This is a genomic window from Bacteroides fluxus YIT 12057, assembly GCF_000195635.1.
Classification (GTDB): Bacteria; Bacteroidota; Bacteroidia; order Bacteroidales; family Bacteroidaceae; genus Bacteroides; species Bacteroides fluxus.
The window spans coordinates 72,644-85,345 of sequence record NZ_GL882687.1 but is presented as its reverse complement, the minus strand read 5'-3'; the positions used below and the strand labels follow the sequence as shown (position 1 = coordinate 85,345).

10 protein-coding genes are annotated in these 12,702 nt (G+C 44.5%); 9 read left to right on the top strand and 1 reads right to left on the bottom strand.

Annotation, left to right across the window (positions count from 1 at the left end; all coding sequences use genetic code 11):
* From HMPREF9446_RS13335 to HMPREF9446_RS13300, 8 genes are all read left to right on the top strand, one after another.
* On the top strand, nt 1-1,574 hold a 1,574-nt coding region (locus HMPREF9446_RS13335), incomplete at its 5' end, for a tetratricopeptide repeat protein (protein WP_009126219.1).
* Nucleotides 1,575-1,690: 116 nt separating this feature from the next.
* Nucleotides 1,691-2,086 (top strand): DUF3244 domain-containing protein, encoded by a 396-nt coding sequence (locus HMPREF9446_RS13330; protein ID WP_039969587.1) that lies wholly within the window; start codon nt 1,691-1,693, stop codon nt 2,084-2,086.
* Nucleotides 2,087-2,113: 27 nt separating this feature from the next.
* The gene (locus tag HMPREF9446_RS13325; RefSeq protein WP_039969569.1) at nt 2,114-3,640 is read left to right on the top strand and encodes a vitamin K epoxide reductase family protein; all 1,527 of its coding nucleotides are present in this window, start codon (nt 2,114-2,116) and stop codon (nt 3,638-3,640) included.
* 77 nt (nt 3,641-3,717) lie between these two features.
* Nucleotides 3,718-3,909, top strand: coding sequence for a hypothetical protein (locus tag HMPREF9446_RS13320; RefSeq protein ID WP_009126216.1), 192 nt, complete (start codon nt 3,718-3,720; stop codon nt 3,907-3,909).
* An 89-nt stretch (nt 3,910-3,998) separates the two neighbouring features.
* Nucleotides 3,999-4,151 (top strand): hypothetical protein, encoded by a 153-nt coding sequence (locus tag HMPREF9446_RS13315; RefSeq protein ID WP_157243331.1) that lies wholly within the window; start codon nt 3,999-4,001, stop codon nt 4,149-4,151.
* A gap of 72 nt (nt 4,152-4,223) precedes the next feature.
* Entirely contained in the window at nt 4,224-5,678 is a 1,455-nt protein-coding gene (locus HMPREF9446_RS13310) for a thioredoxin-like domain-containing protein (RefSeq protein ID WP_009126214.1), read from the top strand.
* Between the two features lie 214 nt (nt 5,679-5,892).
* Nucleotides 5,893-8,079: a peptidase domain-containing ABC transporter gene (locus HMPREF9446_RS13305; protein WP_039969563.1), complete on the top strand. Its 2,187-nt coding sequence runs from the start codon at nt 5,893-5,895 to the stop codon at nt 8,077-8,079.
* Nucleotides 8,080-8,105: 26 nt separating this feature from the next.
* The gene (locus tag HMPREF9446_RS13300) at nt 8,106-9,404 is read left to right on the top strand and encodes an HlyD family secretion protein (RefSeq protein ID WP_039969585.1); all 1,299 of its coding nucleotides are present in this window, start codon (nt 8,106-8,108) and stop codon (nt 9,402-9,404) included.
* Nucleotides 9,405-9,589: 185 nt separating this feature from the next.
* Here the strand turns inward: HMPREF9446_RS13300 and HMPREF9446_RS13295 are convergent, their stop codons facing one another.
* On the bottom strand, nt 9,590-10,963 hold the full coding sequence (locus HMPREF9446_RS13295; protein ID WP_009126211.1) for an aminopeptidase P family protein: 1,374 nt from the start codon (nt 10,961-10,963) through the stop codon (nt 9,590-9,592).
* Between the two features lie 225 nt (nt 10,964-11,188).
* On the opposite strand from HMPREF9446_RS13295, the gene rpoN reads away from it, so the two are divergent.
* Nucleotides 11,189-12,679: an RNA polymerase factor sigma-54 gene (gene rpoN / locus HMPREF9446_RS13290; protein WP_039969583.1), complete on the top strand. Its 1,491-nt coding sequence runs from the start codon at nt 11,189-11,191 to the stop codon at nt 12,677-12,679.
* Nucleotides 12,680-12,702 lie beyond the last annotated feature (23 nt).

The window sequence follows — 12,702 nt, the reverse complement described above, 5'->3', positions numbered from 1 at the left end:
CAGACCGTGCCTACTATGCCCTGCTGCTGACCCAGGCACGGGACAAGAATTATGTGATACAGACGGATGATTCGCTGATTTGTTCTGCTATAGCTTATTATAACCAGACTAACAATACTAATTTGCAAGCTCGTAGCTACTATTATTGCGGATGTGTTTACAGAGATATGAAGAGAACAGAGGAAGCTATTTCCTGTTTTTTTACAGCCAACACTTTAGCAAAAGAAATTAAAGACGTCAGTTTTCAAAGCCATATCTGCAATAATATAGGTTACTTGTATTATGCGCAAGACTTGAACGAGCAAGCCGACTCCATATATCGGGAAGCGGAACAGATAGCTATCTTATTGGGAGATTCATTGCTCCAAATAGAAGCTTTGTTACAGCAGGGAATGATTCAGATGGAAAAAGGGAAGCCATTCTATCCGAAAGCTGAGAAATTGATGCTGAAAGCACAGTATATGGCTAAAATGATAAACAACAAAACTCTGAACAGAACCATACTATCTGCACTAAGCACGTTGTACTACAGAATAGGGGATGGGGAGAAGGCTGTAGAATTTGCCAAGCAAAACTTTGACCTACAGAATGATACGGTTTGCTGCTACAATGCTTTTTATATATTGGGGAATGCCTATTACAAAAACCTGCAATATGACTCTGCAACTTTCTATCTATATAAAGCCCTTCCTGATAAGAGTTATGCCATAAAAGCAGGAGTTTACAAGCGATTATCAGATATAGCAGAAGTTTCCGGAAACTTTAAAGCATCATTGGACTTGGAGCAAACCGGCTCCATCTATATGGATAGTTTGCGGAACAACCGTAACAAACAAGCCTATTCCGTGATTGCGGCCGAAAAAAACACTCAAATAGTCCATCAACAAAAGAAGCACAATTCGGTCATTAGTAAATATAATGGCTTTCTACTGTCTGTTGTAGCAACGGCATTCTTCATTTTAGTCATGCTGAAAAGGAGCCGGAGAAGGACTGCGCGTTTGCAAGAAGAAAAAAACAGGCTGAAAGAGATACAAGCTGCAATGCAACAACAAAATGCCAAACTTGAAGAAAAACAGCGGCAAAAAGAAAGCAGAATCGCATTTTTAGAAAGAGAGTTAGAACAACTACATTATGATGCAGCACAGAAAAAACAATTGCGTAATGAGCTGAAACTTCTGAACTACGAACGAGAACTGCTCTTGACAAGCGCACAAAAATATTCGGATGTAGAAGCCAAGATGAAGCAAATCATCCAAGACTACAAAGTCCGTGAAGGTTCAGAGTTACACATGGAAAAGGAGGACTGGTTGCAACTGATTGCCGAGACAGACCGACGTTGGAACCATATAACCTTAAGACTATGTGCAGATTACACCCTGTCACAAGAAGAGATTTACCTTTGCTGCCTATACCTGACAGATTTGCCAGTCAGTTATTTCGGATGTTTGTTGGACTGCAAACGAGACACAATCCACAAAAAAGCAAATCGAATTGTTGAGAAGCAGATGGGGTTCCCTCATGGTTCAACTTCTCTACAAAAGGTATTAAAAGAGCGATATACTAAGACAATTTAGCTATTTATACATGCATAAATGCTGTTATACATGTATTTTATACATGTTTTATACATATCCATAAGCTAAAATGCGTTTATATTTGTGACATCAGTAACAAATAAAAACGTATGAAGATGAAAAGACTATTACTTATCCTGCTGACAATTTTCTCCCTTGGCAATATAGCAGTACATGCGGAGAAAGTGAATGATTGTATAAAGATTGTTCTCCAGCAAACAGTTTCTGATGACCCACCTATTAAAAAAGATGGAGGACCTATAGTTCGTAGCATATATGTGCCGGTAGTCGATGCTTACCTTTATAATAATGTAGTAAATGTGAGCTTCAATGAAAACATTGCCGTCGTCAATGTTATTGTCACCAACGAAACTACCGGTGAAACCGTCTATTCTGAAACATCTAGCAATCCCGTTACTCTCAATATAGATCTTAACGGCGAAAACGCTGGAATTTATTTCATTGAGATAGAGATGGATAGTACTTGCATGCAAGGTAGCTTCTCTCTATAATAACTCTAATACAAAAGAAATTTACTCATGACAGCAGTTGACAACACCAGTATCGTTCTTTACCGCTATTTACGGTCTTTGTCCGTAAAAGTGAGCCGAAGCACCGTGTATCGTCTGCTTGATACACCCGTGGGCAGTAGCATGCGGGGTATCAGCGATGCATTGGATGCGCTGCACATAAAGAACGAGGTGTATCAACTGCCACCGTCATCCGACTACTTCGCACAAGTGGAAGTTCCTTTCATCACCATGCTGCAAGTGGACGAAAATCCATTCCATGTAGTGACCAAAAAGGACGATTCCATCGTGGAATTCGAGAATTCAAAGCGTATCGGAGTGGAGAGTTTTCTGGAAAAATGGACGGGAACTGTACTGCTTGGAGAGGCTACGGAAGAGACCCCTTCTGATTCTCTTTATCTAGGGAGAAACATAGGTTACCATCTCTGGAAGTATAAAAGCATCGCAACCATACTACTTGCCTTGGCATTAGGTTTTGCAACCATACTCCCCAAAGAACATACTCCTGCACTAATCACCTATTTAATCACATTAAGTATAGGCATAATCATTTCTACTGCCATTATTTATAAGGAACAATTCAACGAAAGATTTCTGGAACGTTTCTGCCACATAGGCGAAGCCGTGGATTGTAATGAAGTTCTCCATTCCAAAGGTGCAACAATCGCCGGTGCAGGATTGGGAGAACTCTCTTTACTCTATTTCGCGGTATTATTTCTTTTATGTATCATTTGCCCTGCCCATTTTTATGCGCTGTCGGTCATTTGCAGTGCAATAGCCTTGTGCTTCACAGTTTATTCCATCATCTATCAAAGTTTCATTATCCGTAAAGGTTGTATGCTCTGCATGTTGGTGAACATCACCATTTGGAGCATTGCTATCGAACTTTATTGGCTGAAAGATGAATTTATCTTCAGCACCTCATTGTACACTATATATACATTTACTGTCATTGGTATTATCAGCCTGATGTTGAGAGTTGCCTTCAATAACCATAGAATTGAATATAAAGAAAAACATCTGCTTGAAGAGCGTCTTTCCAACTTATTAAAACCAACCGTATTCCATAATCTTTTAGAATTGGAACCACAAATAAAAGAAGATATTCCGATTACCGACATTGCAATAAACAATACACTGCAAGAAGGCAAACGCCTGTTGATTGTGACGAATCCGAACTGTAGGAACTGTGCGAAGGTGCATCCATACATTAAAGAACTTTCTGCAAACATTCCAATGTCACTCGTCCTGATTTTCAGCGATGAGGTAGGTAAAGCTGTTAGTAGGACAATCCTCACGGCATACCTTCAAGAAGGGTGGGACAAAGCAATGCAACTCCTGGAAGAATGGTTTGAAAAACATGAAATTAAAGAAGCCGATAAATACCCAACAACGGATGCCGCCGAAGAAATGATGAGAAAGCAAGTAATGTACTGCTGGAAACAAAATATAAACCAGACACCGTCTGCCATTATCAACAGGCACTATGTACCGAAAGTGTATTCATTCTCAAATTTAAGATATGTATTGACATAAAGATATTGTTTTGCGCAAAACGGTCTGTTCAGGAAACTCCTGAACGAGTGATTTTATTAATTAAAATCTTATATTGTATGAAAGAAGAATTTTTAAAATTCCAAGTTCCCAAAGAAGCTATGAATGAACTTCGTGGAGGAGTAGTTGCAGCTTGCAAATGCTCAAATAGCAATGAAATATTCATTCTCGCCGGTGACACCATGGTTGATGTTGGAGATGACGCAGATCAATGGTGTGGAGACAATGGTTTTAAATGTGTAAAAGCTTAAAGTATAACATAATGTATAACGTTCCTATGGGACACAATATTTTATATATGAAAAAAGAATTTATCAAATTTCAAATATCCAAGAGCAAAATGAACGAACTCAAGGGTGGAGTAACTCAGAATTGCCATTGTGGAGGAAGTACAACTGTCTTTCAGGTAAAAGGTACTACCTATGAAGACTTGGAAAGAACAGCAGGACGTGAATGTGGAACAGCAGGATGGGCATGTACACCTGTCAAGTAATGATTGTTAGTAGAAGACTGAATTGATAACATCTGGACTTCAATTCAGTCTTCTATAATATAGCCATGAATTATGAAAATACAATATTGCATTCTGTTCTTAATCATATCTTTGACACAAGCATTCGCTCAAGAAGCGAATGTAACTTTCATTACCGATAAGGATTGTGAGATATTTGTTTACAAGCCTATAGACGGAGGGTACAACAACAAGATACCAACTGAAAGATTTATTGTATCCCATGAAAAAAACGCCCATTTCAAAACAAACGTTTCTTCCTATACTTACATATTATGCCAATTCCCACAATATGAACGCCAGTGTAATCTGCTACTATTTCCCAATGACTCAATACAAATATGTTTAAATGAACAAGGTCTGAGCTTTCAAGGAAGCAACAATATTGGATTGCAATATTATTATGACAACTTCGAGAAGTTTCCCGATTTAGAGAATTATCTGAAAATACAAAATATATTCATCGAATACGTTGAAAATAAAAGAGAATTGAATACCATCTTACCGACAATAAATGATACATTAAATATTCCGTCCCACTACAAATGGATACGAAAGCTTCCACAACATACAGACGCTCAAAAGAAGTTTTCCGAAGTTCTTGAAAAAGAAATATATATGTACATCAATTACGGAATTATCCCATTTTTTGATTATGTGCTGTCTGCAAAGCAGAAAAACAACTCCTTAACCGTAAAAGACAGTATTAAAATACAAGTAATGATTGATAGTATCTATGAACAGTTACCCATTTCTTATGAATTGCTTAAGTATCCTTCCAATTCTTATGTATGGAAATACTTCGGTCACTACTATGGGAACAAAAAATGTCCCGAAGAATACGATTCAGACATGTGCGGTCCATACACGAAGTATCTATTTGCACCAACAGAAATGCAGCCATCTCTACTAGGGCATGCGTGTTTAGTGCAATTAAAATACAATACTGGAGAAATGAACTTAAGCAAACTGAAAAAGTTCTTCAACGAAAAGTTCCCCAAGAGTGAATATGCAGCCATTATCAACCAAAGAGTTCAGGAAGAAACTAATTCAAGCAATGAAACTCCAGACAATTCATATTTTTTCAATGAACCGATAGATTCCTTGTCTCAACTCAGCAACCTACAAGAACTACAAGGAAAATACTTGTTCATTGATTTGTGGGCAAGTTGGTGCATGCCGTGCAGAGCAGAGTTCAGACACAAAAGCAAATTGGAGAAATTGCTGGATACCTATAGCAATATAGTTGCAGTATACATTTCCATTGATGGCGTAAAGCAGGAGAAAGCATGGAGAAACTGCATCAACTATTATAAACTGAAAGGTTTTCATCTGAGGGCAACTTCTGCTTTGCAGGAAAACATCAAAAAGGAAATATATAAAGAAAAAAAAGTTGAGATTCCAAGATATATACTAATTGGACCGGAAGGAAAGATACTTAATAACGACCTGCCACGTCCGAGCAGGTATCCTCAACTTAAAGAGGCATTGGAGAAGATTATAAAGTGATATTACTAAATAAAGAAAGGATTTGGTGAATATCTATGCCTAATCCTATCTGCAACTATAGATTACCATAAACAGACATGTATTGGCATAAAGATATTGATTTCGCGAACCAAGGCCGTTTTGGACTTCAGCTTTAAATAAAGTCTAAAACCAACTTTTATCAACGTACAAATGTACAACATTAAAGATATAGACTATTTATATAGTTAATTAAATGAAACCCTTCCCTCACTACTCCCAGCATGACGCAATGGATTGCGGCCCCACCTGCCTGCGCATGGTGTCCGCTTTCTATGGCAAACACTATTCATTGGAAGGGTTGAGGGAAAAATCATTCATCACCCGCGAAGGTGTCTCCATGTTAGGTATCAGCGAGGCGGCAGAGAGGCTTGGCTTGCGAAGCATCTGCGTGCAGGTGAGCTACGAGATGCTACAGGAAGCCCCCTTGCCTTGCATCGTACACTGGAACCAGCAGCACTTTGTCGTGGTTTACAAGCTGGACAACAAGCATGTATGGGTGGCTGATCCCGGAGCGGGCAAACTGAAATACACACGTGAAGAATTCTGCCGGTGTTGGCTCAGCGCCAAGAAAGAAGGGGAAGAAACGGGAGTGGCGCTACTGTTGGAACCGACACCCGAATTTTACACCAGGGAAGAAGAAAGCCAGGCAGTGAGCCGAAAGGGATTCAGCTTTCTTTATTCCTATCTGCGCCCCTACAAGCAACTGACAGGACAACTTCTATTGGGATTATTGCTAGGCAGTATGATCCAGCTCATGTTGCCTTTCCTCACGCAGAGCATCGTGGACTTCGGTATCAACAACCAGAACCTCGGCTTCATATACCTTGTGCTCATCGCCCAACTGATGCTGACTTTCAGCAGCAGTGCCGTGGAATTCATCCGAGGATGGATCTTGCTGCATCTGGGCACACGCATCAACATCGCCCTCATCTCCGACTTCCTCATCAAGCTGATGAAACTGCCCATGGGCTACTTCGACACCAAGATGACGGGAGATATCCTGCAACGCATCAACGACCATACCCGTATCCAGAACTTCCTCACCGGAAGCAGCCTCAGCGTGGTGTTCTCCATGTTCAACCTCGTGGTGTTCGGCATCGTGCTGCTGCTTTACAGCGGCATGATTTTCCTCATCTTCATGGGAGGAAGCGCCCTCTACGTGGCATACGTCTGGCTCTTTATGAAGAAGCGTGCCGAACTGGACCACAAGCGGTTTGCCCAGCAAAGCGCCAACCAGAGCACCGTGGTACAGCTCGTGAACGGCATGCAGGAAATAAAGCTGAGCGCCTGCGAACGGCAGAAGCGCTGGGAATGGGAGCGCATACAGGCACGCCTGTTCAAAGTCAACATCAAGAGCCTTGCCTTGAGACAATACCAAGATTCGGGAGCGGTATTTATCAACCAGACCAAGAATATCGTGATTACCGGATTGGTCGCCTCGCTCGTGGTACAGGGAGAAATGACGCTGGGCATGATGCTGTCCGTGCAATATATCATCGGGCAACTGAACAGTCCGATAAACGACCTCATCATCTTTGCCCGTGACATGCAGGACGCACGCCTCAGCATGAACCGACTCAGCGAAGTGCGTGACAAGCCCGACGAGGAAAACCCTGCCGACGAACCGATAAGGGAGATTCCCACCGGAAAGGATTTACGGATAGAGAACCTCAGCTTCAAATATGACCCGTTGAGCGAAACACCCACCTTGGACAACATCTGCCTGGACATAAAAGCGGGCGGACAAACCGCCATCGTGGGTATGAGCGGAAGCGGCAAGACTACACTGGTGAAGCTATTGCTGGGATTTTATCCGCCCGCAAGCGGACAGATATTGCTGGGAGACACACCGTTGGGCAGTTACAGCATACGGGAATGGAGAAAGAAATGCGGAGTGGTAATGCAGGACGGATTCATCTTCTCGGACAGCATAGCGGGCAATATAGCGCCCGGAGTGGAGCGCATAGACAAGGAACGACTGCAACGTGCGGCGGAGGTGGCGAACGTACACGGATTTATCGAGGAGCTTCCATTAGGATATAACACCAAAATAGGGCAAGAAGGACATGGGTTGAGCCAAGGGCAGAAACAACGCATCCTCATCGCCCGTGCCGTATATAAGAATCCGGAGTTTATCTTCTTTGACGAAGCCACCAATGCGCTGGACGCCAATAACGAGCGTGTCATCATGGAGAACCTGCAACGCTTCTTCAAAGGAAGGACATCTGTAGTAGTGGCGCACAGACTCAGCACCGTAAGGAATGCCGACCGGATTGTAGTAATAGAACAGGGACGGATAGCGGAAACCGGAACGCATGAGGAACTGACCGCAAAGGAAGGAAGATACTACAGGCTGGTGAAAAATCAGTTGGAACTTTGAGAGTTGAGAATCAAGAGCCGGAAATTATGGAGGAAAAGGATAAGAAGAATATAGAATTGAGGTGCGAGGAAGTGCAGGAGATACTGACACGTCCCCCACACGCACTGGTACGATGGGGCATCACGGTGTTCTTCACGGTACTGGCATTGTTCTTCATCGGTGGCTGCTTCTTTAAATATCCCGATGTGATAAGTGCTCCCATCACAATCACTACCGAACATCCGCCCGTATGGATAGTGGCACGGGGAAGCGGAAAGATAAAGGAAGTGTTCCACAAAGACCGTGACTCCGTATGGACAGGAAGCATCATTGCCGTGCTGGAGAACCCGGCGGAGACCGAAGATGTGCTACTGCTGAAACAGGATCTGGCAGCCTTCAGCATGGCGGACAGCAGCATCATGAATGCACGGATTTCTGAAATGCGGACTTTGGGAAGCATACAGAACACCTATGCCTCTTTCCTAAAAAGCCTCATCGACTATCGGAACTTCCTCTCTCTGGACCTCTATGAGCAAAAGATGGAAGCCACGCGCAAAGAGCTACAGGAATACCGCAACTACATCAGGCATCTGAACAAACAGTCAGACCTCGATAAGGAACAACTCGGAATAGCAGCCACCGTACACAACCGGGAAAAACTGCTCTTTGACAAAGGACTTACCGCACAATCGGAATACGAGGAAGCCAAACAGGCCTTCCTGAATAAGCAGCAGGGGCGGGAACAGCTCATGACCTCCCTGTCTTCCGCCCGGATACAGGAAGCGCAGCTACAACAGAACATCATAGAGATACAAATGGAACGGGCACGTGAAGCCAACAGCCTGGGCATCGCACTGAATGCCGCCTACAATGAGCTGAAAGTCAGCGTAAACAACTGGGAACTGACGTATCTCTTCGTCAGTCCGGCAAGCGGAATACTCTCCTACAACCACATCTGGCAAAAGAACCAGAACGTCAGCAACGGCGACAAAGTCTTCTCCGTTGTGGCGGAAGAAACGGGAGACATCATCGGAAAGATAAAACTGCCCGTCAGCGGTTCGGGTAAGGTGATGCCCGGACAACGGGTAAACATCAGCGTGACAGGATACCCGTACATGGAATTCGGCTTCCTCACCGGAGAGGTTGTCTCCGTCTCCCTGCTGGCGGACGATGAAAGCGCTTATACCGTCACCGTGAAACTTCCACAGGACTTGCGCACTTCGTACGGCAAAACGTTGGAATTCAAAGGGGAACTATCCGGAACGGCAGAGGTAATGACAGACGAACGGAGTGTAACCGGGAGGCTGATTAGCCCACTGAGGTATCTGTGGAAGAAATATGTTTGAAGTATAATTAAAACTTTTCGGTATATTTGCAAAAGTTTGAAGTATAATTAAAACTTTTCATCCTATGAACTTTCCACAAAACCTGATTAAAAGACAAGAATATATCGAACAGATAAATGCAATAAAGCCTGCCACATCCTCACATAAGATGCGGCAGGCTTTATCATTATATGTCTTGAGGTTTATCAGCGCAGCGCCTCTACCTCTTCCGGTGTCAGAGGAATCTTCTTGCCCAAGCGGCGTGCCCCGTCCTCGGTAATCAGGTAATCTTCCTCATTGCGGATACCGCCGAAATCACGGTATTCTTCCACCTTATCGTAATTGATGAAGTCCGCAAATTTCTTTTCGCCTTTCCAAAGGTCTATCAGTTCGGGGATGAAGTAAATGCCCGGTTCAACGGTGTGCACAAAACCCGGTTCCAGAGGAATGGCGAGGCGTTGGCTCTTGCGGCCGAACTGTGTACTCTTAGGCTGGCCGTTATAACCGACCCAGAGTTCGCCGAAATTTTCCATATCGTGCACATCCAGCCCCATCATGTGACCCAGTCCGTGAGGATAGAACAACGCATGTGCGCCTTCGCGTACGGCATCTTCGGCACTGCCCTTCATCAGCCCTAATTCTTTCAAGCCTTCTACCATGACGCGGGCAGAAAGATCATATACCTCCATATAAGGAATGCCCGGGCGAAGCGCTTTCACCGACGCCAGATGCATGGCGTTCTGGATTTCATAAACGGCACGCTGACGGGAAGTGAAAGTTTGGTCGGCAGGGACAGTGGAGGACATATCCCCGCAATAGCCCGAAGGAAGTTCGGCACCGGCATCAATCAGGAACAAGTCCCCCGGCTTTACCTTGTTGCCATGATAATGGTTGTGCAGCGTCTGGCCGTTCACCGTAGCAATCGTTGCAAAAGAAAGGTCACAGTTGTTGGCCTGGGCCACACGGTTCATTTCCGCCACCACTTCATATTCGTACATACCCGGACGAATCACTTTCATGGCCGTGATGTGCATATCGGCGGTCACGTCGCAAGCCTTTTCTATCTCAACAATTTCTTCCGCCGACTTATAATTGCGCTGTGCCACCACCGCACGGATAAACGGGATGGAAGCTTCCTGGCGCGAAGCGGGAATACCCAGCCAGTCCATCAGCTTCAGCTTGTGCTCGGCACGGTAAGGAGGAAGATAGTGTACAGCCTGGCCTTTCTGCACAGCTTTGTGCAGGTAACCGGTTATATCGGCAGAAGGGCGGGTCTCCGAAATGCCCACCCGCTCGCTCTTCTCTTTCAGAGTGGGCTGGGTACCCATCCAGACAATATGGTCGATGGTCAATTCATCACCGAAGATAATCTCCTTATCCTCATCAATGTCGATAATGGCCGACAAACCGGCAAATGATAAACCGAAATAATAAAGGAAAGTGGAATCCTGACGATAACGGAATGTATTGTCTTCGTAATTCAATCCCTGTTCGTCGTTACCTAAAAATAATAACACTCCTGAGCCTATGTTTTTTTTCAGCAGGGCTCTGCGCTGTACATACGTTTCTTTAGCAAACATGACGCTTCGTTTTTTTATTGATTCTGTACAAAGATAATGTAAAAAATCAACCGGGCGTCCGCTTTCTTGTTAAATATAACAAGAGAAGATTTCGCATTCCCGAACTATTCACTATTTTTGCCGATAAAGTGAAGATAAGTTACACTCCGGCATAAAAAATAAACAAGTTCATTTCCTATGCATCCGGTTTGTGCTATCTTTGCCGAAGAATTAGATACTAAAATTATGGCACAAGGTTCCCGACAGATACAGACGCAGGCGCAGCAACAGATACAAACGCTGTCACCGCAACAGATTCTGGTAGTCAAACTACTGGAACTTCCCGCTGTGGAGCTTGAGGACCGCATACATGCCGAGCTTCTTGAAAACCCGGCACTGGAAGAGGGGAAGGAGGAATCTTCCAACGATGAATATTCCGATACCCCCGATACAGACAACGGTCCGGAAGACAGCGGGAGTACCGATTACGATTCTCTGGGCGATTACCTTACAGAAGACGACATCCCCGACTATAAACTACAGGAAAACAACCGCAGCAAAGGTGAACGGGCCGAAGAGATTCCCTTCTCAGACACCACCTCTTTCTACGAGACCTTGAAAGAACAGCTGAGGGAACGTGACCTCACCGAACATCAGCGTGAACTGGCCGAATACCTCATCGGTTCATTAGACGATGACGGACTGTTGCGCAAATCTCTGGACAGCATCAGTGACGAACTTGCCATTTATGCCGGTATCGAGGCTACTCCGGAGGAACTGGAGGACGCGTTGAAGATTATCCAGGATTTTGATCCTGCCGGATTGGGGGCCCGCAGCCTTCAGGAATGCCTGCTCATACAGATCCGGCGCAAGGAGAGGCAGCGCCCCATGTTTTCACCTCCGCAATATTACATAGAAGAGGACATTCTCTCCCAATGCTACGAGGAATTCACCCGCAAGCACTGGGACAAGATAATGCAAAAAATAGATATCAGCGAAGAGACCCTGCAACAGGCCATCAAGGAAATATGCAGGCTGAATCCCCGTCCGGGCGCATCTTTAGGGGAGGCCATCGGCAAAAATATGCAGCAGATAGTTCCCGACTTCATAGTAGATACATATGATGACGGTACCATCAACCTGACACTGAACAACCGCAATGTTCCCGAACTGCGTATGAGCCGCGATTTCACCGAAATGGTGGAGGAACATACCAAAAACAAGGCCAACCAATCCAAGGAGTCCAAAGAGGCCATGATGTTCCTCAAACAAAAGATGGATGCTGCACAAGGATTTATCGATGCCGTGAAACAGCGTCAGAATACTCTGATGACCACCATGCAGGCTATCATCGACCTGCAACGTCCTTTCTTTCTTGAGGGGGACGAGTCTTTGCTGCGTCCCATGATTCTGAAAGACGTTGCCGAACGCACAGGGCTGGACATATCGACCATCTCCCGCGTAAGCAACAGCAAATATGTACAGACCAACTACGGCATTTATCCGCTGAAATACTTCTTCAACGACGGTTACATTACTGAAGACGGTGAAGAGATGTCCGTACGCGAAATCCGCAAAATACTGAAAGAATGCATCGACAACGAGGACAAGAAGAAACCGCTGACTGATGACGAGCTGACCGAAATGCTGAAAGAGAAAGGATATCCGATAGCCCGCCGCACGGTAGCCAAATACCGCCAGCAGATGAACATCCCCGTTGCAAGGCTCAGAAAGTAGGCAACAGGGTATCAACAAAGACT